The sequence below is a fragment of the Kibdelosporangium aridum genome (genome assembly GCF_900176515.1).
Classification (GTDB): domain Bacteria; phylum Actinomycetota; class Actinomycetes; order Mycobacteriales; family Pseudonocardiaceae; genus Kibdelosporangium; species Kibdelosporangium aridum.
The window spans coordinates 41,604-67,763 of record NZ_FWXV01000001.1 but is presented as its reverse complement, the minus strand read 5'-3'; the positions used below and the strand labels follow the sequence as shown (position 1 = coordinate 67,763).

18 protein-coding genes are annotated in these 26,160 nt (G+C 66.8%); all 18 read right to left on the bottom strand.

The window, feature by feature from the left end; genetic code table 11:
- Positions 1-2,181 (bottom strand): hypothetical protein, encoded by a 2,181-nt coding sequence (locus tag B9C43_RS00305; RefSeq protein ID WP_084424033.1) that lies wholly within the window; start codon positions 2,179-2,181, stop codon positions 1-3.
- Entirely contained in the window at positions 2,181-5,867 is a 3,687-nt protein-coding gene (locus B9C43_RS00300; RefSeq protein ID WP_084424031.1) for a putative baseplate assembly protein, read from the bottom strand. Before B9C43_RS00300 ends, B9C43_RS00305 begins: the two co-directional genes overlap by 1 nt.
- Entirely contained in the window at positions 5,864-8,956 is a 3,093-nt protein-coding gene (locus B9C43_RS00295) for a putative baseplate assembly protein (RefSeq protein WP_084424029.1), read from the bottom strand. Before B9C43_RS00295 ends, B9C43_RS00300 begins: the two co-directional genes overlap by 4 nt.
- The gene (locus B9C43_RS00290; RefSeq protein ID WP_033391067.1) at positions 8,953-9,321 is read right to left on the bottom strand and encodes a GPW/gp25 family protein; all 369 of its coding nucleotides are present in this window, start codon (positions 9,319-9,321) and stop codon (positions 8,953-8,955) included. The genes B9C43_RS00295 and B9C43_RS00290 overlap by 4 nt, the downstream gene beginning before the upstream one ends.
- On the bottom strand, positions 9,318-9,650 hold the full coding sequence (locus B9C43_RS00285) for a hypothetical protein (protein ID WP_084424027.1): 333 nt from the start codon (positions 9,648-9,650) through the stop codon (positions 9,318-9,320). The genes B9C43_RS00290 and B9C43_RS00285 overlap by 4 nt, the downstream gene beginning before the upstream one ends.
- A gap of 11 nt (positions 9,651-9,661) precedes the next feature.
- On the bottom strand, positions 9,662-10,174 hold the full coding sequence (locus B9C43_RS00280; RefSeq protein WP_084424025.1) for a phage baseplate assembly protein V: 513 nt from the start codon (positions 10,172-10,174) through the stop codon (positions 9,662-9,664).
- A 13-nt stretch (positions 10,175-10,187) separates the two neighbouring features.
- Complete coding sequence (locus B9C43_RS00275; protein ID WP_084424023.1) at positions 10,188-11,303, bottom strand: hypothetical protein; 1,116 nt, start codon at positions 11,301-11,303, stop codon at positions 10,188-10,190.
- Entirely contained in the window at positions 11,300-11,446 is a 147-nt protein-coding gene (locus tag B9C43_RS58255) for a LysM peptidoglycan-binding domain-containing protein (RefSeq protein WP_235038376.1), read from the bottom strand. The genes B9C43_RS00275 and B9C43_RS58255 overlap by 4 nt, the downstream gene beginning before the upstream one ends.
- A 116-nt stretch (positions 11,447-11,562) precedes the next feature.
- Positions 11,563-12,156: a hypothetical protein gene (locus B9C43_RS00265; RefSeq protein ID WP_235038375.1), complete on the bottom strand. Its 594-nt coding sequence runs from the start codon at positions 12,154-12,156 to the stop codon at positions 11,563-11,565.
- Positions 12,157-12,199: 43 nt separating this feature from the next.
- Entirely contained in the window at positions 12,200-12,799 is a 600-nt protein-coding gene (locus tag B9C43_RS00260) for a hypothetical protein (RefSeq protein ID WP_084424019.1), read from the bottom strand.
- The gene (locus B9C43_RS00255) at positions 12,796-19,020 is read right to left on the bottom strand and encodes an eCIS core domain-containing protein (protein WP_084424017.1); all 6,225 of its coding nucleotides are present in this window, start codon (positions 19,018-19,020) and stop codon (positions 12,796-12,798) included. Before B9C43_RS00255 ends, B9C43_RS00260 begins: the two co-directional genes overlap by 4 nt.
- Complete coding sequence (locus B9C43_RS00250; RefSeq protein WP_084424015.1) at positions 19,017-19,262, bottom strand: hypothetical protein; 246 nt, start codon at positions 19,260-19,262, stop codon at positions 19,017-19,019. The genes B9C43_RS00255 and B9C43_RS00250 overlap by 4 nt, the downstream gene beginning before the upstream one ends.
- Positions 19,253-21,136 carry an ATP-binding protein gene (locus B9C43_RS00245; RefSeq protein ID WP_407657057.1) on the bottom strand — a complete coding sequence of 628 codons (1,884 nt, stop codon included), beginning with the start codon at positions 21,134-21,136 and terminating at the stop codon, positions 19,253-19,255. Before B9C43_RS00245 ends, B9C43_RS00250 begins: the two co-directional genes overlap by 10 nt.
- 2 nt (positions 21,137-21,138) lie before the next feature.
- Positions 21,139-22,326: a Pvc16 family protein gene (locus tag B9C43_RS00240; protein ID WP_084424011.1), complete on the bottom strand. Its 1,188-nt coding sequence runs from the start codon at positions 22,324-22,326 to the stop codon at positions 21,139-21,141.
- Positions 22,323-22,994, bottom strand: a complete 672-nt coding sequence (locus B9C43_RS00235) for a hypothetical protein (protein ID WP_084424009.1) — start codon at positions 22,992-22,994, stop codon at positions 22,323-22,325. The genes B9C43_RS00240 and B9C43_RS00235 overlap by 4 nt, the downstream gene beginning before the upstream one ends.
- Positions 22,987-23,697: a T4 family baseplate hub assembly chaperone gene (locus tag B9C43_RS00230; RefSeq protein WP_084424008.1), complete on the bottom strand. Its 711-nt coding sequence runs from the start codon at positions 23,695-23,697 to the stop codon at positions 22,987-22,989. The genes B9C43_RS00235 and B9C43_RS00230 overlap by 8 nt, the downstream gene beginning before the upstream one ends.
- Before the next feature lie 2 nt (positions 23,698-23,699).
- Positions 23,700-24,224, bottom strand: coding sequence for a phage tail protein (locus tag B9C43_RS00225; protein WP_033391081.1), 525 nt, complete (start codon positions 24,222-24,224; stop codon positions 23,700-23,702).
- Positions 24,225-24,259: 35 nt separating this feature from the next.
- Entirely contained in the window at positions 24,260-26,068 is a 1,809-nt protein-coding gene (locus B9C43_RS00220; protein ID WP_084424006.1) for a phage tail sheath C-terminal domain-containing protein, read from the bottom strand.
- Positions 26,069-26,160 lie beyond the last annotated feature (92 nt).

The window sequence follows — 26,160 nt, the reverse complement described above, 5'->3', positions numbered from 1 at the left end:
TCAAGTGGCGTAGACGAGCCCGGCATCGAATCCGGCCGGTACGAACTCGGCCAGCCTGGCGCGCAGGTTGTCCGCGCGCTGCGGCTGGAACAAGTCGTGCAGGGCACCGAGTTCCGAGCCGTCCTCGGCGCCCCTGGTGATCTCCGCGGCCGCGGCGAGCTGGATGTAGCCCGGTGTGCCGTAGCGTCTGCTGGTGAACTGCGGCCGGACCCGTTGCGCCTCGACGTCACGAAGCGCGGGCAGGTCGGCGGGGTCGATCTCGCCGCGCTCCGCGGCTTCCCGCAGCTTGGCCCAGGTCTGATCCGGCTCGCAGTGGTATCGCCGGGGTGTCCGGGATCCCGGTGGCACGTAACAGAACCGCATGCATCCGATGCCTCGGCGGGCGGTGTTGACGCGTCCGTCGAAGATGCTGTTCTCGGCGATCCGGATCGCGTGCGTGTGCACTTCACCGATCACCGTGCTGCGGTGGATGTGCAGGATCGCCGAGGCGTGCCGGCAGTCCGGTGCGGACAGTGCTTCCAGCTCGGTGCCCGTGGCGTCGAGGACGCTGTCCGCGATGTGGATCGGCAACGGATCGGCCCGCACCTCGTCGGTGATCACCAGGATGCTGCCGAGGATGCTGCGCCGGATCTCGATGCACGCGGTCGTGTTCTCCAGGACCAGGCTGGGTTCCTCGGGATGGGCGGGTTGACACTGCGGTTCCAGCGACCAGCCGGGCACCAGGGTGCTGTGCCGGATCACGACCGCGCCGACCGGGCCGGTCACGGTCACCCCGCGGCCGGTGATCAGCAGCCCGTCCAGTACGACCCGGGGCGGCGGCCGGTTGTCGTCGTCCTCGCAGGGGTTCGCCTTGATCTGCAACGAGTCCGGCCGGTTGCTGTACCAGTCGAGCAGCCTCAGCACCGGGCGGGCACCCGGCACGGCCCGCAGTTCGAACCGGTCGCCCGGGTCCAGCACGAACTCCAGCTGCTCCTGGTAGGCACCGCTGTGGGTGATCTCGACGACCGCTTCCGGCTGAGCGCCGTCCTCATTGTCGGCTTTCCACCGCTCATAGGCGTCGGTGATGCGTTCGAACTCTTCGTCCGGTCCGACCCGGTAGACCTTCGCCGCAGGCGGCGTCACAACGGACGTCCGGTACTCGCCGCCGCCGATGTCGTCGCTGAACGCGTAGTGGTAGCTCACCCACACCCCGCGTTGTGGAGCGCCACGGGAACTGAACGCGATCCGGCCGAGCACCGGATCGACCAGCACTTGTCCCCGCTTGGGCCGATACGCCCACCGGGACAGGTCGGCCACCACGATGTCCGCGAGTGGCACCGGGTCCGGCTGGTCGTCTCGCCAGATGGTGAAACTCTTGCCGGGGCCGTAGAAATCCGCGAGCCGGTCCCGCAGGGCACGGCGCCGGATGAACGCGGGCACGTTCTCCTCCACCGCGATGTGCACCGGTGTCGGTTCGGGCACCGGCTTGGCCACCAACGGCACGTCGTTGCCGAGAATCGAGAACGTGTACAGGCTTCGAGCCCGGTCGATGCAGTACGCCGGAGCATGCGTGATCGGGTACGGCTTCAACCGCCAGACGAACAGGCCGACTTCGGGCGGCGCGTACCGGCCCTGCCTGCGTTCCGCGGTGATCCGTGGCGCTTCGACGGTGTGTGCCAGTTCGTCGAACGGGGACGGCAGCAGATCGAGGCGGGCCCCGTCCCGCAGATCGACGAGCTTGCCGCCCGCGTTCGTGCCCAGCCGCACAGGACGGTTCCCGGAGAGCAGCGGCGCGAACTCGACCGCCCGGGCCGGCCACTCCGCCACGGACATGGCGAGTTCTTCCAGCAGCGGCAGGGTTCCCTTGCGTCGCCGATTGGCCACAGTGTCCGCGACGTCACGACGGGGTGCCAGCCTGGCCGCGAGTTCCCGTGCGGCTTCACCCGCGGCCAGTGCCTCGGTGTACCCGGCCAGCAACCGGTAGCCGACCAGGTCTCCGAGGTACGGCACGACCCAGTCCTGGCAGGTCTCGACGAACCAGTTCTCGTACAGCTGGTCCACATCGGACTGGACCAGGTTGACCTGTTCGGCGATCACCGCGAGCAACGCCCGCAGTGGGCCGCCCATTTCCGCGTCCCGCCTGCGGTGGTACACCGGCAGCAGCTCGTACAGCCGGTCCGCGTCCATCCTGGACCCAGTCATCAGCGGATCTCCTTGAGTATCAACGTGTCCGGGATGTCGGGTGCCAACGTGACCAGCTGCGCGGGACGGATGCCGCGGAACACCAGCACCGAGCGGCCCTGCGGCAACCGCGTCGCGTCGGTGATGTCGGGATTGAGCCGCAGCAGCTCGGCCACCGTGATGCCGTTCTTGGCGGCGACCTCGATGAGCGTCTCCTCCGATGCTTGGACGGTGTAGCGAACCTCGTCGAACCTGGCGTGCCTGGCAGGCACCACCGGATGCGGCGTGGTCAGCGTGGCACCGAGCTCGGTCAGCTGCGCTGGGGTGATCGTGTCCGGCACACCGGCGAACACGTCCACGTCGACGTGATCGACTCCGGGCACCGCCTGCGCAGCGACCACAGCCTCGGACAAGTACGCGGGCTGGCCCAGTTCGCGCCGCGCTCCACCAAGCCGGTCGACGAGAGCCGCCCGTACCTTCGGCTCGACGAGCCGCCAGGCGTACTGCGGGGCCACACGGATCTTGGCCGAGATGACCAACGCGACCAGCTCGCGCACCGCGACCTGCACCGGCAGCTGCGGCGAACCGAAAGCAGCCAGCGCGGAGTGCAACGTCCGCACGATGCCCGACTCGGGCGCGAGCGGGACGTCGTCCACTCCGGTCACAGTCACGTGCACCAGCTCGCGTGTCCCGTCGGAGAGCCGCCGGGCGCTCGCCCGCCCGATTCCCGCTCTGGCCCTGGCGAAATCCTCGTAGTCGGGCACGGACACGAGCCGGTCGAGAGCGGTGACCGAGAGCGGGATCGCGCGCCGGATCTGGCTGGGCCCGTCCGGATCCGCGCCGCCGGTCGCGGGCAGCGGGTTGTTCACGCCGGAAACCCACAGCGGCCGGGTGGTCAGCTGGGTGACCTTGCCCGCCGCCACGTTCCCGGCTCGGCCGATGCCGATCCGGTATGCCGCACGGACATTCTGCTGCCCGGTCGGCAGCCGAGCGCCGTGTATCCCGTCGCCGAACGTCACGGTGGTCCGGCCGTCCTCGGCCGCTCCGGTCACATAGACTTTCTCGTCCGGACCGCGTCCAGCGAGGCTGTCCACTTCCTGCCAGCGCACTCCGTCCACTCGGACTTCGAGCGTGCTGACCGCACCGCGCGGGGTATCGGCGGCGAGCCAGGTCAACGGCTTGGAGAACAAGGTGAAGGTCTGGTTGGCCTTGCTCGCGTCACCGCTGCCGATGGGCTCATCCTTCGACGCACCATGGGTTGCGGCCATGATGTTCGCGTAGATGTGCACGGTCTCGCGGCGATACCTGTACGCCAGCGGTGTGGCCAACGTGATCGTCGTATGGACGTGATCGCCGGGCACGGTCTCTTTGACCGACTGCGTGACCGTCGCGATCATGGTCAGCTCGGTCCCGGTCACACCCGGCGTGTCCGGGAGGTCGGTTCGCTCGCCGGTCACCACGACCCAGCGCCCGGGTTCGAGCCCTTCGTACAGGGCGGCCAGTTCGATCACGTTGCCTGCCACGTCGTCGGTGATCGGCTCGGTCGCCAGCGCCAGCGCCTGGCCACGCACGTACACCGTCGCGTCCCTGATGTGGGACAACAGTGTGTCCTGTGTGTCGAGCCAGTCGGTCTCCAGTGTCAGCTCGGTGACCTTGCCGGTGATCCCGAAGTCCGCTCGGGACACGACCCGGACACCGCGGATCCTGGTGACGACCTCGGCCAGTTCCGGATCACCCGGCACACCGCCTTCCTGCCCCTTGCGCGGCCGCTGGATCACCACCCATGTTCCCGGCGCGATCCCTTCGTACTGCGCGTCGAGGGCAAGCACGTTGCGGGCACTCAGCGCCAAGGACTCCTCGAACGAGATGTCCACAGTGGCCGGTCTGCCCTCGTTCTCCGGAGTGTGCCGGATGCTCAACTGCAGCCCGCCGTGCGTCACCCGGACGCTGTTGCCCGCTGCCAACCGGAATTCCTGAACCGGGTCGCCGACTCGCACCAGCACCACGTTGTTGGTGATCGGCGAGACGAACACGTCACGGTTGGGCAGATTCGGCCGGAATCGGATCGTGACGCCCGGCTGCGGTGGCGGCGGTTCCTCTTCGGGCACTTCGATCGTGACCGTGCCGGGACCGAAATCGAACTCGGGCACGCTGGAGGTCAGCGATTGCTCGTCGCGCGCTGTCTGCCCTGCGTCGCTCCACGTGAACACAGCCTTGTCCGGCTTGTTCTCGTCGTACAGCACGGACATCGCCAGGACCTGATTGCCCAGCAACGGCCAGTCCTCCTGGCCGATCGGCCGCCCGGCTTCGTCGTAAACGGGCTTGAGCGGGGCGGTGGCACCGAACGGGGTGGCCGTGACCCGCATCGCCTGCAACTCCTGCAACTGCTGCGGTGCGGTCAGATCGACGTTTCGCCATGCGGGATACAGGGTTTCCCTCAGCCGGGCGTCAAGCATCGCGAGCAGCCGTGCACTGAGATCCGAGCCGGGGCCGTAGATCTGGGTGGGGTCGCGATCGAGATCCCGCGGGCTGTCCGGTGGCCGCGACGCGGGCACACGCAACCCGCCCAGCAACGCGCCGAGTCCGGTGAACGCCGTCGGTCCATCAGACTCTGCCAGTCGCAACGCCGAGTACAGCGACTCTTGTTTCGGGGTTTCTTGCGGCGGTTCGAGCAGCCCGACCTTTTCAGCCAGGTCCACGAGCTTGACACGCAGTTCGAGCAGCCAGCGGTGCACGTTGTCGTACTGCTGCGCGACTTCGATCGTCTCGTCCAGCCGCTGGACCGCGTCCTGGAGCCGGACGCCGAACTGCGTCGGCGTGGTGATCTCCGGCAGATCCTCGACCAGCTTGTCCAGGACAGGTTCGACGTACCGGCGCACGATGCGGCTGCGGTCGAACATCGGGTCGGTGTGCGCGTTCTCGACTAGCGTGCGGAACGCTTCGGTGAGATCGCTGAAACCGGCAAGCGCTGGTGCGGGCAGCCCGGCCACCGTGATGCCCGCCTGCTGGTCGATCTGGACCTTCGGCACCACCAGCAAGCGCTGGCGCCCCCGCTCGGTGCCGAACACGAACAGCAGCCGGTCACCGGGTTTGATGTTGTTCGCGGTGCCGTCCAGCTGCACTTCGCGGCGATCCTTCAAGCCCGGCAAGGAGAGCTGGTAAGGCCGTCGCTGCCGTACTCGGAGATCGTTCCATGCCCAGCGGGCGACCAGGTCCTCGCCGATCTCGAAGGGCACGGGTTCCTCGCCCTGCCCCGGCACGCTCTGGCTGCGGGAACCGCGCGGGATCGTCACTTCGGTCTGCTCGCCGCGGGTAGGGTCCTGGTCCAATGTGTACGCCAGATACGTACCAGCCGACACGCCCGGACGTGGGACGTGCCCGACCAGTCGGCCGAGCAACCGAAGCGAGCGCTCGTTTGTGGCTGTGCGCAGATATCCCTCGGCCGCGAACCGCTCGGTGTAGAAGGCGAGCAGATCGGCGAGGTAGGCCGAGGAATCCAGAAAGGCAACGGAGAAATCGTCGCCCGCGCGGACGGTCAGACCGCCCAGTGCCCGATGGGCCGGACTGGACAGCCGGGCCAGCATGCTGGACAGGAAGTCGCTGTGCGTCCCCACACGCATCGCGATCCGCGACAGCCCCGGCGGATTGCCGGCCTGCCGTGGCGTGGCGACGCCGATTCCCTCGCAGCACCCGCATTGGCAGCTCATCTGCCACCTCCGAGTCGGATCGACAACCTGCCGTTCTCCGGCCGGTCGGAGTCGTTGTCCAGCTGGATGATCTCCAGCGGCCCCACGGCGAGCAGGCCGTCGGCGAGTTCATTGCCCGCGGGCCGGAACAGCCGTTTGAGCCTTGTCACGTGCGCGGTGGTCACGCCAGGCACCGCGCTCGCCGCGGCGATTATCGCGCTGACACGCAACGGATCGCCGAACGTCAGCGCGTCTGGGTGGAAGAATCCATTGAGGACCTTGGTGACCGCCCTGGCGACGTGCCCGCGTTGATAACCAGGATCGACGCAGATGGTCACTTCGAGGTCGACCGGGACGAGCACAGCGGGCTGAACGGTCACTTGGTGCCCGATCCTGCGGTACTGCTCCAAAGCCCCGGCGACTGCGGCGATCAATCCGGCATCCGCTGTCGCGTGCCCGGCCGCGTCGATCGCGACGTGCACCTGTTCACACGTGCCCGTCCAACGCAGTTGGGCTGCCGCGCGTGAAACGCCGTACACGCGTCCGGCCAGTTCGGCGTAGTCCGCCGCGGTCACGGCGCGGAGTCTGGTGCGCTGCAACGAGAGCGGAGCGAGTTGACGGACCTGGTCCATCGGCTCTTCTGCTGTTCCACCGGTCGCGGGCATCGGGTTGCGGACCGTTGTGATCCCCTCGCCGTCGCCAACTCCGCAGCACAGGACAAGATGGCTGATGGCTTCCGCACCGACGTTCCCGGCGAGCCCGTTGCCGACTCGATAGCGCACGCGCAACCGCGAGCCAGGCGGTGGAGCGATGCCGTGCCTGCCGTCGCCGAACCGGAGAACCAGCCTGCCGTCATCGTCCACTTCGCCAACGAAGTGCCGGTCATTGCGGCCGCTGCCAAGCAAATCCCGGCGCGGCGACCACGTGCCGACGTCGGTCACGTCGATCGTCACGGCGGGCAGGGCCGCTCGTGGATCCTGGACGACGGCTTGTCTGGCCGGCCCGAAGAGCCGCCTGTCGTCCGCCGCCAGCCCATCGGCGTACTGCTCGCCCCAGCTCTGCCCGATCTCCCACACCGCGTCACTACCGAGCACGGCACCCGCGCGGGCCCGCGCGAGCAGCGTGTCGATCCGGCGCAGTTTTCCGCTGAGCAGCCGGTCGAACCTGGCGGTCAGCTCCAGCAAGCCCCGTTCCTGGTGCTCTATCAGGTCGATCTCGTCGAGCACGCGTTCGGTGAACAACACGCGTAACGCGAGGATCTCGGGCCGGACCAGCCGGTGCCCGTCACGTACCCGCCGCCACAACCGGTCCAGCCATGCGCGCACTCGTACCGGGATCTGAGCGAGAAGTTCCGCCTGTGCGGCCGCGATACGTCCAGGCTCAGGGAAGGCGACACTTTGCGTGACCGGTTGCTCGCCGAGTACCGGCCGAAATCGCGGCGGTATCGCCGGATAGGTGATCTGCGCGAGCAACGTTTCCAACGCGGCGGCCTGTTCGGCGGCGGGCGTGTCGGGTGCCAGCCCGGCTCGATCGATCGTGGCCTGGTCCAGCAGTGCGACGAGCCCGATGATGTCGTCTTCGGTGAGCGGCTCTCCGTTGCGGGCCCGCGTCAGCAGGTCGTGGGCCTTGGCGACGACGGGCGCTTCGTCGGGCCGGTCCGGGCAGCCGAATGCAGGGGGATCGCAGGACGGCAGCCTTGTCTCGGCAGGCGGGACCGTGATCAGTTCGGGTTCGCCGCCGCAGTAGGTGTTGTCCCAGCCGTGATCGACGAGCACGACGTTTCCGGTGGCCACGCTGACGTCGGTGAGCAGTTCGCACTCCGGACCGCCAAGGGTGGACACGCAGACGGGGAAGTCCAGCGCGTCCTGCCTGGCCCAGGTGACTTCGACGATCGGCTGGTCGTAGAGCTCGTCGACGCCGGGCGTCACCGAGGTGAGCCGGACCGCCTGGCGGTGTGTGGGATCGGCGTCGGCGGGCGATCCGGTGCGCGGGCCGATCACTTCCTCGATGACCAGCACGTCACCGGGGGCGAGTCGCAACGTGCGCCGCCGCGTCCTGCCTTCTTCTGTTTCGGCTTCGGCTTCGTCGTGGTCGTCTTCCCAGCAGTCGCGCAGGGTGGCGGAGGTGGCGCCCTTGGGCAGGCAGCACTCTTGTTCGCCCCAGGTCCAGAACTCGATCCTGTTGTGCGCGGGGTGCAGATCGATCGGGCCGGGCACCAACGGCTCGAAGACCCGGACGGTGACCGTGGGCGGCAACGAGACCAGTTGCTCGTCGGAGATCACCACGCCAAGTTCAGGCCGGTCGCGGGGCTCAAGCGCGCCCGCGTCGATCGCGGCGAACCTGTAGTCACCGGTGTTGAGGGTCAAGGGCTTGTCCGTGCGCATCGCCACCCAGGCCCGGGCGTTGCAGCCGTCGTGCATGGCGTAGTCCACCAGCCGGACGTGCCTGCGTACCGAGACCCGGTGCCTCGCGGTGTCCAGGTAGGCCTCGGTGGCCACGGCGTCCTGCTGGTAGCTGAGCTGATCACCGACGTAGGCCAAGGCTTCGACGAGCGTCACGCCGAGATCAGGCGCGTGCCGCTCGACCCAGTCCGGCAGAGTCAGCGTCATCCGCTCCAGCAACGACCTGCGCAGGCTGGCGTAGTCACGTGCGGTGTAGTCGATGACGGGCGACGGGCGGTTCGGCGAGATCTCGGATTTCGTTTCGGCGCAGTCGAAATCAGTCGGGCAGGCTTGCCGGAAGGAGAAGTCCGCCGACGCGTACCTCGGGTCGAACCCGTGGTATGGCGTTGTTCCGGGGCGCCCGTAGGCGTCTTCTTCGACGATCCGCATGGTGTAGGTCGAGTTGTCACCGGGTCTGTCCACAGTGACCCGCATCTCGTCGTCGAGTTCCGGGTCTTCGGCCGGATGGATCTCGACGTCGACCGCCCGGATACCGACGATGCGCCTGCCGCCGTCGATCCGGATGTTCTCCGGGCCGACTCGGCGAGGTGCACGACCTAGGAACGTGACAGTGAGGACAGTGCCGTCATCATTGGCCTCGACGCCGTCCAGTCCGTTGTAGTCCGCCTCGCGAACGTCTGCCTTGCGTTTGTCCGTACGGCATTTCACGGTAGCTCCACCTCGAACGCGTCAGTGCGCCTGGTGCCCGTGGCCAGGACGACGTAAGCCAGGTGCACGCGCAGGACGTTGTCCTCGCTGAGGATTTCCAGCGCATCGATCCCGATGACGTCACCGAGCCAACGCTGCAACGCGGCCTGCACGGACAACTGCAACGTGGCGGCAAGCTCTGGGCTGTTCGGCTCGAAAACCAGGTCCATCAGCCCGCAGCCGAAATCGGGCCGCATCACGCGCTCCCCCGGGCTGGTGAACAACAACTGCAGGATCATGTCCCTGACATGATCGTCGTAGTCGGCGGTCGCGGTCCGGCCATGACTGTCTACTTGATACGGAAACGCGATGTCCATGCGGCTCATTGGCCGGTCCCCCTTTGCTGGACGACGGTGACCATCGGCGCACCCTGCGGCACGCGGTCGGCGCTGTAGCAGAAACCGGTGGAGTCCTGCAGTAGCACCGGCGTCCCACTCGCACGCAGCCGCGCGCTGCCGCGTGTCCACTCGACGGTGACGCAGGGCTGAGGTTTGTTGGCGACGGTGAACGGACAGCCGGTCACTGTGTAGAAGTCGGCGATCGTGGTGACCGTCTGGCCGTCCACCAACGCCCGAGTCTGCGCGGGCTGGGCCGCGGCCTGCCCGCCGTGCGGACACAGCACGGTCGCGTTGACGTGCAACAAGTTCCCCGGCATCCCGGCCCCCTTTATGTGATGCTGAAGGCACCTTCGTTGATGGTCACGGTCTGGCCGGTCAGCGAGATCACCGCGCCACGGCCGTTGCTGATCTCGATGCCCATGTCGTTGATCACGATCGAGGCGCCGGAGGACGCACGCAGCGTGATGCCTGGCCCGCCGGGCAGATCGGACATCACGAGTTTGTGCTGACCTCGTGTCACCACAACGAAGTTCGGCCGCGCCGGATCCCCGAGCAGGCCATCGGCGGGTACTTCGGCGGCGGAGCCGTACCAGCAGCCGACCCAGATCGGGAAGCTGACGTCACCCTGCTCGAACTCGACCCACACCCCAGCACCGATGGGCGGAACCGTGTAGACACCCATATTCGGCCCAGTCACCGGGAAACACGGCATAGCCCATGAGGACGTCGCGTCACCGAGCACGTCGGGTACGCGGACCTGGATGCGTCCCTGCCGCATCGGATCCACGTTGTTGACGACGGTGCCACGGTACTTGCCGAAGTAACGATTCGGTTCGGGCATGGGCCTCCTCCGGTTACGGGACGACGGTCGGGTGCAGGGCGATGAGGCCTTCCCTGGCAAGGGTGAAGTTCTGGGTGTACGAGCCGCGCTGCAGGTTGTGGGTGACGCTTTTGACGTAGTACAGACCGTCGTAGGTGATGCCGGATCCGCGGACGCCGACAAGTTCGCGTGGACGCAGGATGTGGCCGTATCGCACGACATCCAGTTGCCCGGAACCGCTGACCGCGTCGGAGGATTCGACGACCTTGGCCAAGGTCTCGGCGAAAGCCTGAGCGGCATCCTTCTTGGCGGTGTCGTCGATGACCTTCTTCTTGAGAGCGGGCGCGGGCCGCCTCGCAAGCGGCGGGCGCAGCACGCTGACTTCGGGAACCGGCAGCAGCACGTCGGTGCGCGTGGTCGGGATCTGAACCCGCGCCACGGGTTGTTCGCGTGCGGCGCCGTCGAACCCAAAGGTCAGCTGGTCCACAGTGGAGAGATGGTCCATGTTGACGTTGATGGCGTGTTGCGGTTCGCCGAGCCGGACCTCAGGCCCCCAATAGCCCCGGCTGACACCGGGAACCGGGCCGGGTTCGAGGTAGAAGACGTAGCCGTTGGCCTTGGCGAGCTCGTTGAGGTAGGCGAGGTCGGTGCCCTTCTGGAAGTCGATGCGCTGAGTGGGCATCGGAGTCTGCGGGATGAGCTCGGGGATGACGAGCGGCGTGATGCCGTAATGGGCGTACCGGCTGATGATCGCAGCAACCCGCGCGGCCGGTCCCATCGCGGGAAACGGAACCCCCTCCCGCTCTTCCAAATCCATCAGAACGGTCAGGTCTTCACCAGTGACGGTCAAAGTGGACTGCCCAGGAACGCCGGAGACACCAACCTCCTGGCGCGTGATGATGCCGTCCATCAAAACGGTTCGTGTCCCTTTGAAACTGACCGTGAGGACGATTCGCACTTGCGGGTCGAACTGCCCGCCGGGCAGCAGGGAGCGGTTGATCAAGCCATTGCGGCTGAGGTCGAACGACAGCTGAAACCCACTGCGCTGCCCGGCGGTGACGGTGACCTGAGCGGAAAGCAGGGCATCGGTCACCTCCTGCGGGGCGGGCGCGACGATCTGCGGGCCCATCAGCAACGTCATCCGAATCATTGGGTGATCCTCAGCCTGCGCCCCGGAGTGCTCGTCAGATCCCGCGGGTCAAGGACAGGGTTGGCGTCGGCGATCCGCCACCACTGCTCCGGATCCCCGATGTACCGGTTGGCAAGCACATCAGCACGATCCCCCTCCCGCACCTCATGCACCGCAAGTGTTTCCTCCGGCGGTCGCGGCAAAAGACGCGGCGGCAAACAAGGAATCCCATCGTGCACAACGGGTTCAATCCCGAAGTACCGACTAGTACGCGGATAAGTCATCCCAGTCCTCCCCTAAGCCCCAACGCACTGAGCTGCCCGGCCGGAGCAACCCCAGCAAGCCGCTCCTTCTGGGCGAGGTGAGCGAGATAGAGCTCGGCCCCCCGATGCCCAGTGGGCAGATCGCTGGACGACAAAACCCTCAACCCGACGGACAACGTGGCCCGAATAGGGTTGAGGTCGACGTCAAAGGCATCCTCCACAATGGAAAGCTCGGTGAGCCTCACCGGCATCACCCGGTTGCGTCCCCACGTGAACAACGTCAGCGGGCTCTCGATCGGCGTGATCTCCAGCGTGCCGGAGTCGGCGAGCGCCTGGTTCGCCCTGATCCGCGCGCTCGGCGGCTGCACGAGCATCTCAAGCGCGGCAAGCTGCGGATGGATCCCGTTCGGCGCCGGAACCTCCGGCTGGTCGGTGGAGTCGATTTCGGCGGTGAACTTCCAGGTCTCGACGGCGGGACCTTTGAGCCTCAGGGCTTCCGTCCGGTCGCCTTGCTCCGCACCGGCCGCTTGCGGCGCCAGCCCCCGCTCCAACGAGTCCGGGTTGAACTGCAGCACGATCACCCTTTGCGGCGTCCCCCGCTCAGGATCCACAATCACAATCCCCGACCGAATCGGCTTCGGTATGTCCAGAAACCTAGTCACCGCCAACCCCCTGCATCCTGTACGCCTGTATCACCATCCGAGCTTCAGCACGAAGCTGTTCACTGTGATCACGTTCCGCGACTTCAAGGAGAACGGGAATGTACTGCTCCCAGACGGCGTACAAGGTCGCCCACACCGCAGCTCTGCGCAATCCTTCGTCAGCGCTGGACATCGATTTTCGTACGCGGTCGAAAAACCGTTCGTCGAACTCGAGTGGCGAACCCAGTCCCAGCCGTAGGGTAGCCAGGATTTCATCTGCCAAGTCCCCGGACACGTCGTCGAACGCCTCGACAAGTTCGTCAAGGGTGGCAGGCCGCAGCCGGCCCTGCGCGAACCGCGCCGCGACATCGACCTTCGCACGGTCGTGTCCAGTGACGAAGAAATGAGGGCTACGAGAAAGGAAATCTTCAGAATAGTGCAGCGTCAGCTGGTCTGACGCGCCCCAGATCACCTCTCGCGAAACCAGATCAGCGCTGTTTTGGGAGATTTCGCCAAGTTTCGCCCATCCCAGCTTCGTGGCGACCACTGCAACATCGGCGTCAGTCGCTTTCGGCGCGAGCAAGTAACGCCGCGAGGAGAAGGATTCACTCACGGCAACTCCCCGCCAGCGGATTGTGCAGCAGTTTCTGCCACCGGAATGTTGTACGCCGCATGCATTCGCTGACGTATTAGCCTGAAAAGCGCCTGGGTCCGATCTTCTTCATTCGCAATCAGAACTTTCAGATCAAGAGTTTCCGCCCAGATCTGAATAATCTTGATCTCTCTGTCCATAACTTCTTGCGCGCGAGCCATGTGCTCAGATCGTTGACGCGTCGCCTTACGAAGAGCCTCGGCTCGACGAAGATCTTGTTCGACCTGACCACTGTTTTCCGCCGAACCTTCGTCCCGTTGCACCTGCCGCATAGCGGCCATCGCGCCGGTGGCGCGGGACGAGAGGTTCTGCAATTCTGTCGATTCTCCACCAGGACCCAGTGGTTCTCCGACACCGCTCCGCAACACGTCACCTCGTTCTTCGCGTTCCAGGTAGTCACTCAACCTGAACATACCGCGCTGCGAACCAACCGGCGCCGCCGGGAAATTCCCAAGACTCTTGTCCACATCTCCTGTCTTGGCCATGATCTGCATGGCCATCGCTGTGGTGACGATCGGAGCCGACCGTGGATCGCGATGCCCCTCTTGGACGACCGTGAGAATGCCGAGGAAACCAGCCAAGTCACTGCCCGATCCGGTCACCGGCTTTCCACGCATCACACGTTGAACCTGACGAGCAAGACGCTTCGCTCGGAACTTACTGCCGCGGGCGTCTTCTTTGATTGTCTCCGCTATCTCCAAATAAGAAGGCGGCCGGCCGGACTGACGCATGCCATCCAGCATTGCGAAGACCTTCTTGTTCACGGTGGGCGGTAATCCCTTGGTAGGCAACCACCCCTGCTGGCGCCACACTTCCACACCGCCAGAGAGACTGATCACTTCGTGGCCACTGCGACGATAGGGAAGATCCTTGAGAAATCGCAGTAGCGCGGGCAGGCTCGTTCTACGCGCCGGCCGATAGACGGGAATGACTTCCGTCTTCCCGGATTGGTTGACCACACGCGACTGGAGGTCGGTCTTCACCTTGGCCGCCTGGCGGATAGTGGTAGGAGCGGTGAGGATCTCGTCAGCGACCTGGCGGATGAATCTGAGCAATCTTTCTTCATTAATCTCGACACCGGCCACGACAACGGTGCCCGGATTGAGCGTTGCTCGAATTCTAAACCTGTCAGTACCAAGCAGTTCCAGGCTTGTCAGGCGGTGCCAGACACGCAAGGCCTGCAAGATGACACGGAGGACAGGACCTCGAACTCCACGGCTGAGCAGTCTCTCCAAACGAGGACGAATACGCGCCACAATCAGTTCAAGCCGTCGCTGTTTGGCCTGAGGAGACTGCTGATCGTTACGGCGGCGACGATCCGCCGCACGCTGGCGTTGGCGATCCTTGGTGTGGTCGCGACGGCGGCGGAATTTGTCGCGGAGTTTGTTGACGCTGTTGCGCAGGGCGCGGCCGAGTCTGCTGTTGGCAATCTTGCGTCCTGCCTTGCGGAGGACATTGCCGACCGCGCGGACGGCGCGTCGGGCGCGACCGGGTGAAGGTGTGTCGCGGTCACGGGAACGAGCGTCGGCATCGCGGTCACCGGGGCGGCGTGGTGCATCGGGGTCGCGGTCACGGCGGCGAGCGGGAGCTGGACGTTCTGGGCGGGCGCGGCGGCCGGGGCCGGCGGCGGGGCGAGGGCGGCGGGTGGGTGCCGCAGCGCCGGGCCGACGGGCGAGTGCGCCGGGGCGGCGGGCGGTGCCAGGTCCGGCGCCCATGGCGGGACGGCGGGGCGGGGCAAGCGCTGACTTCAGGTCGCGGCGGGCCGAATTCACCGCTGTGCCGGTGGCTTTGCGGGGTCCGCGGGCGGTGCGCCGAAGGCCTGCCTGGATCTTTTTGGCCATTCCGCTCAACGTTCGGCCGACGCCCTTGGCGGCCATGGCGAGCTTGGCCATCAGGAAGTTGGTGATGAACTCCAGCAGCGCCACCACACCCGCGGCGACAGCGGTAGCGAACAGACAGGCCGCGGGCCCGGCTCGGACCGCCTTCAAGAAGGCGATGAACGCGCCGATCGCCGCCAGGATCCTGCTGATCGTGCCCCACGCGGCCATGAGCCCTTGGACGATGGCGAGGACCGCGCCCGCCGCTGGGATGATCAACGAGACCAGGCGCTCGATGACCACCATGATGATGATCATTGGCAGCGAGGCGATCAGCGCGTCCCAGGCCATCCGGCCGATCTTGGCCATCGAGATGCAGCCCTTGACCAGGGTGTTGATCACGGCTTTGCCCAGGCCCAGGATGGACTCGACTTTTTCGTTGAACCATTGGCGGACCGCCGCTTTTATCGCGCCCCACAGGTGGTTCTGGATGCCTTCCTTCGCCGAGCTGCCGAGGCGGCCTAGCCAGGGACCGACGCCCATTGCCGCGATGTCGGCGATGATCGCGGCGAATTGGCCGAGCATTTGGATTGCTGCTCGGGCGAACTCGATGGCGCCTTCCACCGCCGCGCGCACCACTTGCACCGCTGCCTTCAGGCCCGCTTCGAGCAACCTCAACAATCCTGTCAGGGCTTGGGCGAGCAGGTTCATCAGCGCTTGGACGCCAGCCTTCAAAGCGTCCGCCAACGCGTTCACGGCCGCGATCGCCGCGTCACGCAGCTGCTCGATCTTCGCGCGGATCTTGGCCGCCAGCTCCGGGAAGAAGATCGCCAGGATGTCGCACAGCTTCAACAGGGCATCGGCCAACGCGTTGATCAGGCCGATGATCGCGTTGCGCGCCAGGTCGATCAGGCCGGTGATGAAACTGGCGAAGCCCTGCACGATCGTGTTCACCAGCTTGATCGCCGCGTCGAAGATCGCCGTGATCGCGTTCAGCAGCCCTTCGAAGAAGCTCTTCACCTTCGACGCGATCCACCCGAAGATCCCGCCGCTCGACTCCTCCTTCTTCCTCTCTTTCTCCTTGCGCGCCTTCTCTTCGGCTGCTTCACGCTCCCGCGCGATCTCGTCGTTGTCCTGCTTCTGGCGCTCCTCGCCTTCACGGTCGGCGTCCGTCTTCTCCTTGTGGATCCCGGTTCTGGCCTGCTCGTGCTCCTTGCCCGCCTCCGCGCCCGTTTCCTGGATCTTCTTGTCCTGCTCGGCCCGCCACTCCTCACGCTGCGCGGCCGCGTCCTCGGCGACCTTGCCGCGCTCAGCCGCCTGCGCTTCGGCGTTCTCCTGCACGGCCTGAGCCACATCAGCTTCGTGCTGGGCGTTCGCCTCGGCCGCGCCCTGCTGCTGGTTTTGCCGCTCCTGGCCCATCTGCGCTTGGCCTTGAGCGACACCGGCCTGGATTTGCGGGCCACGCTCCTGTTGGGCGACAACGGCAACGCCCTGATCCGCGGCAGCCGCCCCAGGGCCGACGGGTCCCCCGCCACCGCCCTGACCGCCTGGCACCTCAGCGGTCAGGGTCTCCGCGGGTACGTTCGGGTAAATCTGGTCCTCGCCAAGCGGTTTGGCCGCCTCCTCCTTACCGCCCTGATTGATCTCCTGCGACTTCTGGCTGAGCTCGGCGGACTGCTCATCGGTCCTGACCGGGTCGGTCTCACCCTTCAACTCGACCTTCTGGACTGGACCGACAGTGGCGTGCAAGGCCGGGTCGGTGGTCGGGACGTTCTCCACCGCCTCCTCGACGTTGCGCGCCTCCTGCTCGGTGATCTTGCCGTCGGTGCCGCCAGTGACCTGCGGACGTGACGCCTGACCAGCCGGATCTGTGCCCTGAACCTGCTTGGCCTGCTGCTGCTTCTGCTGTTCGGCACGCTCGGCGGCGATCTTGTCCAGCGTCACCTTCTCGGTGTGCCCCAACGGCGCGGCCTCCGGCGGGCCGGACAGTGTCTGCGGGGCGCCGGACGGCCGCTGTGCCGTCGGTGGCGCCGCCTGCAACTGGGCCTGTTGGTCGCCGACGTCCTTGCCCACCGCACTGTCTACTTGCGACAGCGATGACGCCATCCGATCCGGCGGCAGGGTCGAGACCGTGGCCAGCGCGGCCTCTGGTTGCTGAGCGGAGACGTCAGGCGCAGGCGGCTGCTGTTCAGCAGCAGGAGGCGCGGCCCCGCCACCGCCACCTGCGGCGCAACCGCCTTGGCCGCCCTCGGGCTTCGCGCCATCGGTCGTGGGCTCCGGTGAACCGGCGCACGCACCACCACCCGCCTCCAGCGAAGCGTCCGGACCTGCCCCCGGTGGGCCAGCTAGACCTGCATCGGCACCCGGCCCGGCAGACCCCATGCCTGGTCCGTCAAGACCGGCACCCGGCCCGGCGGCACCAGCCTCTGGTCCGCCGAAATCGGCCCCCGGTCCACCAGGACTCGCCCCTGGTCCGCCAAGGTCGGCACCTGGTCCAGCAGGTCCCACACCTGGTCCGCCAAGGTCAGCACCTGGTCCGGCAGGTCCCATGCCCGGTCCGGCCGGCTCTGCCGCTGGTTGCGCCGCGAGTGGTTGCGGCTCAGCAGGTCCAGCGAGCGGCTCAGGGTCGGGACCCGTCTCAGCGGGCTCAGCTGGCTCAGCCGCAGCACGTTCGGGCTCCGCGAGTTCGGGTTCGGCGGTCGCGGGCTCGGGAGACGGCTCAGGTTCGGCGGCCTCAGGCGCGGCGGGCGCGGGGGGTTCCTCGGCCTCTTCCTGTTCAGCCTTGGTCGGCGGCGGTGCCGGGAAGCTCGGTGGGGCGGGAGGTCTCGGCGCGGCACCGCCGGCCGGCAACGTGACCTGGGCGGCAGTCGGCACATTGGACACGTCGAGATCGCTGCCGGGCAGGAAGTCCTCAGGCTTGAGCTCGGGACGCTCCGGTTCAGCCGCCGCGCGTTCCGGTTCAGGCTCAGGCGTGGCGATCTCCGCCTCGGCGTCCGGCTCCAGACCGATCGGCCGCTCCGCCTCTTCGACAGTGTCCTTGTCCGGCCGGTCCACGAGACCGTGTCGTACGAGTGGGCTGTCCGGCGCCATCGCGGCGGCCTCGACCCGTTCCGGACGCTCAGCTCCCGGCTGGGCATCAGCGGTGGTCGCCCCACCAACGGGCGTAGCACCAGCGGCAGGCCCTTGCCCCATCATCGGCTGCATGGCGCCCATCGCGCCCGGCGCCTGAGCTGCAGGCTGGGCGGCCGCGGCAGCCTCAGCGTCCCTGGCCTGTTCCTCGGCGGGCTTCTCGCCCTCCTTGTCCTTGGATTTGTCCTTGGACTTCTCGTCCTCGTCCTTGGACTCTTCGTCCTCCTTCTCCTTGTCCTTCTTCTCCTCGTCCTCCTCCTCTTTCTCCTTCTCCTTCTCCTCTTCGGAAGGCTCTTCCTCGGTCGGCTCCTCAGGCTCCGAGGGTTCCGAGGGCTCTTCCTCGACCGGAGGCTCCTCCTCAGCAGCCTTCTCGTCTTCCTCGCGTTGCTCGTCCTGCTCCTCTTGCCCCTCACGAGACTCCGACTCGGCGTCGCGCGAGGCCTCGATCTCGTCGACAGTGTCCGTCACAGGCTCCGGAACAGCGGCCGACTCGACCGAACCACCAGCCGCAGCCGCATCAGCCTCAGCGACAAGCTCAAGCACCCGCGAGAACTCCGCGGACGACAACCGCGTCTCAAGCCGATCCAGCACAAGCTCTCGCAACGACACAGCGAGACGACCGAACTGAAGCCGGACACGCCCCGAAGCATCGGTCGGGTCACCACGCAAACTACGCAGCACCCCGGCAACCAACCGGTCGACGATCGTCGCCGGATCAAGACGCTCGGCACGCTGCTGATCAGCGGAAACACGCGTAAACCGCAACCACGACGCAACCTGCGCTCCCCGGGCGTCAACCTCGGCCGCAGAACCGTCCGAAGCCTCCAACTCCACAGCCGAACGAGGATCGCTCAACGCACCATGCGAACGCCCCAGCCGCAACGGCCCTGGCGCATACGGAACCTGAACCGTGTGCAGCAACTCGTGGGTCAACAACGCCCGCCCGGCTACGGTTTCCGGGTGGAAGGCGCCCTCGGCGAAGAACACGTCCTTGCCCACAGCGACCGCTTCCGCACCAAGCAGAGCAGTCAACGCCGCCGCATCACGGTCCGCATGAATCCGGACCTGGCTGAAGTCGTGGCCGAGCCGTTCCTCCAGTTCCCGGCGGAGCCCCACGTCAAGCGGCTGGCCAGCGCCGGAAACGATGTCCTTGAACTCAGGCGGACGGACCACACGCGTCGAATCGGCCTCCCGCTTGCGGGAGGCCTGCTGTCGTGGTGCCGCCGCGGTCTTCATGCCCGGGTGACTCCATCATGGACAGCTCTGGCGAGCATTTCCCCGAGGCGCCGTGACGAAGTCGCAGGCGGCAGAGCGGGCAACGACACCACATCCACCGTGCGGCCCGATTCCAGGTTGGGCGGTGCAACGTGCAGCAGCCGGGTCAGTTCCCGCTGGAAGGCCTCGCTCACGCGATCCCGGTCAACCCTGGGGAACCCGTTGAGCACCAGCTCGTTGATCTCGAAGACGATCACTCCCATCCGGCGACCTCCCCGGACGTGAGCTTGCGGTCGAGTTTGGCGTACTCGGTCCGCGCGGCCGCCAGAACATGCCGCATGCGCAAGGAAGACTGTTCGTCCGCGGCCAGGAACGCCGCGGACAAGGCGATGTTGCGGATGCTGCCGCCTGCGACAGTGAGCTGCGCCAGCCGCGCCATGTCGAGACCTTCTGCGGGTGTCCTGTCGGGAATGACGCGGCGCCAGATCTCGGCCCTTTCCGTCGCGCCAGGGAACGGGAAGTCGATCACGAACCGGATCCGGCGCAGGAACGCGGGATCGAGCGCCTTCTTCATGTTCGTGGTGAGCACAGCCAGTCCGCGATAGGCTTCCATCCGCATCAGCAGGTAGCTGACTTCGAGGTTGGCGTACCGGTCATGGCTGTCCTTGACTTCGCTCCGCTTGCCGAACAACGCGTCCGCCTCGTCGAACAGCAGGACGGCCCCGCCGCGCTCGGCCGCGTCGAAGACCCGGCGCAGGTTCTTCTCAGTCTCCCCGATGTACTTGCTGACCACCTGGGACAGGTCGATCACGAACAGATCGAGGCCGAGTTCACCCGCGATCACCTCCGCGGCAAGGGTTTTGCCCGTTCCGCTGCCACCGGCGAACAACGCGGTGACGCCAAGTCCACGCCGCAGCACCGACTCGAAGCCCCATTGCTGGTACACCGTGCCGCGTTGCCGGACATGGGCGACGATCTCGGCCAGTACTCCTCGTTGCTGTGCGGGCAACACGAGTTCGTCGCGGGTGGCGCGTGGTTCAATGCGATTGCCGAGGTCGTCGAGCACCATCCGGGCCTCGGCAAGACCGGCCTGCCAGGCTCGCCGCGACACATCGGCACCAGGTTCCTGCCGGACAGCTCGACCGGCGTCACGGATGACGTGTGCCGGCAAGGAGAACTGCGCCACGAGACCGCTGAGTTCGGCATCGTCAACCGGCCGGGACCCGTTCGTGGCATGCCCGTTCAGCTCCGCCGACCAGAGCTGATACTGCTCGTCGGACGTCAGCGCGGGCACCGTGAACCGGTGCCTTCGCCGATCGGCTGAACCTCCATCCTCATTGGACACTAGGATTGGTACGTCCAGCGGCGAGATGAACGCGTCGACGACCGCCTGAGTCGCCGTCCCAGTCTCCACGAGCAAGGCCGCGGGCAACAACACGGATTCGCGTTCCCACAGCCGCCCAACGGCATCCCGGTCCGTCGGGTGACTGGGCAGATCTGTTCCGTCCGCGACATACAGCGTCAACCCGGCCGAGGCTGCCGCGGCCGCAGCCACTTCGCGGTGTGTTTCACGGTCGCCGCCGGTCAGTTCGACGTGTGGCCTTCCGTCCACACGCTGCCAGCTCTCCGCCGCGCGGGCCGCCAGTCCGGCGTACGAGCCTGGCAGGTCACCCGGATCCGGGACAGGTGCGACAATCCCGCGCAACCGCGTGTCCAGATACGGGATGCCAGCGAGGAAGTGCAGGATCCGCTCGTCGATCCGAAGCCGGGCGTTGACCAGCGATCCAGTCTCGTCCAGTTCGATCAGCCGCCACCGCCGCAACGGCGCCACTGGCGTGAGCGCGCCCCAGTGCGGCTCCGGGAAAGCCGCCAAGGCCAGGGAAAACGTGGGAAACGCGCGCTGCGGATCTCCGCTGGCTGCCGCACACCGCGCCGCCGTGGTCGGGTCGATCTCCATCGCCGCGGCCAGCACAAGCACATCGCGTTCGAAGGATGTCAACCCAAAGCACCCGCACAGTGCCTGCAACGCGCTTGACCCGTCAGGCTCAAAGGGTTGTGGGGCAGGCCCATTCCCGGCGTGCGCGTCGATGGCGGTCAGCACTGACCGCACTGCGTCAACAAGCGCCTGCCGGTGCACGATCAGCCCTCCACGTCGATCTTCGGCGTGCGCAAGTCATCGCCGGGCCTGCTGACCACGCCGGAAACCTGCACGCGCACCAGATAGCCGAGCGGCTGCACCGCCGCGATCGGGATCTGCACGCTGGTGCCCGGATCAGCCGGGAACGGCGCCGCGATCCGGTAGCTGGCCGCGGGCCGGTCCGCGGGCGGGTCCAGTTCGTCCAGCAGCAAGTCGACTCGTTGATCTGCGCGTACCGGCATGTCCAGCTGAACAGTCACGGCAAGTGGATCACCGCCGACCTCGACGGGTTCCACGATCTTCGGCTGGCGCGTCACCGGCACGGCCGCGGATTCGATCGGCCCGATGTCGACCCGGACCGGATAGACCCCGGCAGGCAAGTCCGCTGGAAGAACGAACACGATTCGGTTGTCCGCGACTTGATCCGGCACCACTCGCTGGCCGCCGACCCGGACGCTCACGTCCGGACCGGCCAACGTCCGGCCCTCCAGCCAGACCTCGTGATCCGCGGGCACTGGCCCTTCCACAGGCAGTGCGGTCGACCCGAGCGGGCGTGACCGTACCCGGTCGATCACCGGCCTGCGACCCGCGATCGTCCTGATGTTCCTGCTCAGCACCGGTTTACCCGCAGCCGGAGTGCCATGCCCGTCCAGTAGGACGGCCGTGGCTTCGTAGACCACGGAGAACGCGTACGGTGTCTGGACGAGCATCGACCACAGCTTCGACATGTCGTCCAGGTCCAATTTGGACGGCGTGAACCGCACCCGTTGCTCGGCCGCCGCGAGGTCGCCACCCGCGAGGAACGGCCGGGTCGCGGCCTCCTCGATGTCCATCTGGGACAAAATGGGTTCCTCGTGCAGGCCACGCACGATCGAGCCGAGCATCCGCTGCGGCTCGAGCTCGTCCTCGTTGCCGTAGGCGCTGATCAGATAGTGCAGGTCCAATGCCGCCTGCGGCTTGGTCAGCAGTGTTCCGTCCGGCCCACGAGTCGGCGCGTCGCGGTTGCGCAGCGCCCCGTTGGGAGTGGTCTGGTAGAGGAAGACCGTGACAAGGGGTTCCTGCGGCGGTTCCGCGGGTGGTTTGCGGGGCACGACCTGAGCGCCGAGTTCGAGACCGTCGGCCTGGAGGCACCGCGCGATGAACTCACACAGCGCCTGGGTGGCCTGGGCGATGGCGAGATAGTTGCTCATGGGCGCCCGTCCTCCCCCGCGAGATAGCGATCGAGGCTGACAACCGGAGCCACGCGGCTTGGACGTGCCCGCGGTGTGGCACGGTCCGGCCCCGCGACGTTCACCTCGAACCTGCCGATGGTCACCTGGACCGCACGCTCGGCACGCGGACTGTGCACCTGCGCTTGCTCGGCCCGCCGCTCCTGCCTGGAGACCGTCGGATCCGCAGTAGACGCGGGCTGCCTTGCTTCCACAGTGGACTGACCGGACACGGTCGCGGTGATGACGGGCGCGGGCCGTTCGATGGATGTCAGGGGCGGCGGCGGGAGATGCACCGGGACCAGTTCGGCATCACGGCGCAATTCGACGCGTTCCTCAATGCGGTGCACGGCTTGGACGATCTCCACTGACTTGGTGATGTCCTGCCGGACTTCCGTCCGGACCTGCTCCCGTATCGGTCCAGTGTGGACATCCTGCTCCGGCGTCTCGTGCGGACGCCCCGGAATCAGAGGCCCGGGCGGAGCGGGGACGGCCGTACGAACCCGGGGAGTCTCGATTTCCTCGTACTGTTCCAATTCGGGCGCGTGTTGCGGCCGTTCGAACAGGTGCGGCAGCCTTGGCCGGGCCTGCGGTACGGGGCCCGGCGCGCCGGAGGCTTTGGCCAGCAGTCGGTCGAAGTGATCAGGCATGGCCGGCCAGCTCCAGGTAGTAGCGCCTGCGCAACGGGCTCATCGCCAGGATGTCGGCTTCCGTCCACCCGAAGCTGGCGGCCAGCTTGGCGACGTCCAGCAGCGTCGCACGGGCCCATGCGTCCAGTTCGGTCCACAGGCACACCGAGATGTCCAATTCGGCTCTTGCGGTCGAGTCACATTCCGGGCAGCGGACCGCCAGTTGGATGTCCGCGCCCGGATCAGCCTGCGCGGCGGCGTCGACCACGCGCCCGACAACTTCGGCAGGAAGGTCCGTGACCGCTGCCGAGTCATTGCCGCACTTGGCTTCAAGCACGCACCGAGCCAACAGGACATCGCGGGGGCTCGACGACTGTGCCGCCGCAAGGACATCACCGCACGTCGGCACACGCAGTACGACCGACCACGGTCCTTCGGTGACCGTGATCGGGTCGGCGATGCTGCCTCCTTGTGGCACAGCCATGGTGTCGAAATCGAACTCCAGTTCCTCGTCGCATTCGGCGCACGCGAGCAGCACCGGAATGCGGCGCCCGAACAGCGAGCGGCGCAAAGCGAAAAGCTCCGCGTCCCGCTCGCCAACCGGCACCGCGAGCAAGTCCGGCACGTCGGGCCGCGCCACCGCGTGCAGCAACGCGGCCCGTTGGGCATTGCCCGCCGTCACGCCTGATTCCCAGACCGACAGCAGGTCCGCAGCCGCGATCACGGCTACGACGGCTGGGTGATCGAGGGCTCTTCCGGCTCCTGCACCTCGGCGTCGCGCTCCCAGCCCTCACACTCGAGCTTGAGGCTCTGGATGGCGACCGCGTTGGCGTTGGCGTCCATCTCGCCCAGCGCCTGGTACTCGCTGACCCAGGCGCGGTAGACGTTGTAGGCCACCGCGACCTGGCCCGCTTCGTTGAGCACCTGGATGACGATGTTCTTGCGGAAGTCGCGCAGCGAGGACTCCGACCCGCGGCCCGCACCGACCAGCCACACCTTGTTGGCCCACCGGTCGAACTCCGGATCGTGGGTGACCCCGCGTTCCAGTGTGATCGCCTCGAACTCGGTGCGGCCCGCGGACTTGCGCGGCGAGCTGGAGTCGCCGCCGCTCCGGTGCTTGACCACCTCGGTTGTGCGTTTCATCGGACTGATCTTGCTGATCCCCGCGACGATCCGGCCGTCCCACAAGACCAGGAACTTGAAGTTCTTGTAGGGGTCGAACCGTTGCGCGTTCACCGTGAACTCGGCCATTGACTCGCGTACCTCTGGGTTGGCGGGAAAGGCTGTCAGACCAACAGTTGGCCGGCCATCTGCTCGATCTGGATGATCACGAACTCGGCTGGCTTGAGCGGCGCGAAGCCGACGACGACGTTCACCACACCGCGGTTGATGTCGTCCTGTGTGGTCGTACTGGCGTCACATCTCACGAAGTACGCCTCTCGCGGTGACGTGCCCTGGAAGGCACCCTGCAGGAACAGCGTGTGCAGGAACGCGCCGACGTTGAGCCTGATCTGGCTCCACAACCGCTCGTCGTTGGGCTCGAAGACCACCCATTTCGTGCCGCGGTACAGGCTTTCCTCGAGGAACAGCGCCAGCCTGCGGACCGGCACGTACTTCCACTGCGAGGCAAGCCGGTCGGCACCGGCGAGCGTGCGTGCTCCCCACACCACTGGGCCGATCACCGGGAACGCCCGCAGTGCGTTCAACCCGAGTGGGTTGATCAGACCGTTTTCCTCATCGGTCAACGGGACCGTGAACGCGCGGACGCCGGACAGCGTGGCCTCCGTGCCCGCTGGGGCCTTCCACACGCCACGCTCGGTGTCCGTCCTCGCGTAGACGCCCGCGATGGCGCCGGACGGCGGGAAATCGCGGAGCCTGCCGGTCAGCGGATCAGTGAGCCGGATGTGCGGGAAGTACAAGGCCGCGTGATCGCTGCGGACCGAGTCGAAGGTGGCAAGACCCGCCCTTGCTCTGTCCAATGTGGTCCAGGAAGCGGGGCTGTCCAGGATGAGGAAGATCCTTTTGTCCTCGCACAACGAGATCGCCTGCGAGATCACGTCGATCCTGGTCGCGGCGAATCTCTCGTCCGCGATGTCGGGCAGCACAAGGAGGTTGACGTCCTCGACGTCCCGCAGCGCGTGGATGCCGGTCTTGTCGTCCGGGCTGCCGATGAACTCGGGCGCTTTCGGCACCGTGCCGTCGGCACCGCTGCTGAAGGCGAACGCGGGCGGGTGTTTCGACGAGCCGAGCCCCAGCGCGTCCGCACCGGCCAAGGTCAGTTCTGTGGTGCCGTCGCCTGCCAGCGTCTGCAGGCGGTCGCCCCTTACCTGCACCCGCGCGGCGGCCAATGCCGACTTGCTCGGGTCAGCGGCCCGGATTTTCCGTTCGAGCAGCAGCGCCAGCTCGGTCAGCGTCGCCGGTTTGTCCTCGGCATCGGCGTCGTACAGCGTGAAGGTATAGTCTTTGCCGTCCGCGGTCAGGATGATCTCCTGGGGGCCGTCCGGCAGCGGCACGGCTATCGGCCGGGACACAGTGCCGGAGTACGCGGGGAACACGGCATCGGTTTTGACGTCGATCCTGACCGTCGTCGACGACTGGTTGACAACGGCTTCGGCGTACCGCGGTGATTTGGGATCGAGCGACAGGTCGCTGTACGTCTCGCGGACCGCGCCGCCGGTGTCGAAAACACGGAGATCGAACGCGTCGGCGGTGTCGCTCGGGTCGATCGCGGCACGCAGGTTGTCCGCCCACGCGCCCTCTTCGGTCGATTTGATCGTGAACGACTTGTTCTCCCCGGAACCCGGCACGTCAACGAATGACGACACCGCGTCGCTGGCGAGCCGGACCACGATCGCGGTCGACCCGCCCTTCAGGAAAAACTGCTGCACCGCGTAGCTGACGACGCTGGTCACGGCCAGTCCGCCGAACCGGCGCTCGTAGTCCGCGAAGCTGGTCAGCGTAACCGGCACGTTCACCGGGCCACGGGTGGTGTAGCCGACGAACGCGGTGACCGAAGTGGACACACCGGTGATGGTCCGGACCGCGCTGGGCAGCTCCTCGATATAGACACCCGGGTATGTCGGCGTAACGGGCATAGCACCTCCATAACGGGAAGCGCGCGACAACCACAGAATGCCTATGTGGAGGCTAAAAGCATGACACTACGCCCGCACCGGCACTATGCCGT

Coding starts and splice junctions, on each gene's coding strand:
- B9C43_RS00285 (WP_084424027.1), bottom strand. CDS start 9,650: ATGCCGGGGAACTTGTTGCACGTCAACGCGACCGTGCTGTGTCCGCAC.
- B9C43_RS00300 (WP_084424031.1), bottom strand. CDS start 5,867: ATGAGCTGCCAATGCGGGTGCTGCGAGGGAATCGGCGTCGCCACGCCA.
- B9C43_RS00275 (WP_084424023.1), bottom strand. CDS start 11,303: ATGATTCGGATGACGTTGCTGATGGGCCCGCAGATCGTCGCGCCCGCC.
- B9C43_RS00220 (WP_084424006.1), bottom strand. CDS start 26,068: ATGCCCGTTACGCCGACATACCCGGGTGTCTATATCGAGGAGCTGCCC.
- B9C43_RS00280 (WP_084424025.1), bottom strand. CDS start 10,174: ATGCCCGAACCGAATCGTTACTTCGGCAAGTACCGTGGCACCGTCGTC.
- B9C43_RS00225 (WP_033391081.1), bottom strand. CDS start 24,224: ATGGCCGAGTTCACGGTGAACGCGCAACGGTTCGACCCCTACAAGAAC.
- B9C43_RS00305 (WP_084424033.1), bottom strand. CDS start 2,181: ATGACTGGGTCCAGGATGGACGCGGACCGGCTGTACGAGCTGCTGCCG.
- B9C43_RS00290 (WP_033391067.1), bottom strand. CDS start 9,321: ATGAGCCGCATGGACATCGCGTTTCCGTATCAAGTAGACAGTCATGGC.
- B9C43_RS00240 (WP_084424011.1), bottom strand. CDS start 22,326: ATGAGCAACTATCTCGCCATCGCCCAGGCCACCCAGGCGCTGTGTGAG.
- B9C43_RS00250 (WP_084424015.1), bottom strand. CDS start 19,262: ATGGGAGTGATCGTCTTCGAGATCAACGAGCTGGTGCTCAACGGGTTC.
- B9C43_RS00235 (WP_084424009.1), bottom strand. CDS start 22,994: ATGCCTGATCACTTCGACCGACTGCTGGCCAAAGCCTCCGGCGCGCCG.
- B9C43_RS00255 (WP_084424017.1), bottom strand. CDS start 19,020: ATGAAGACCGCGGCGGCACCACGACAGCAGGCCTCCCGCAAGCGGGAG.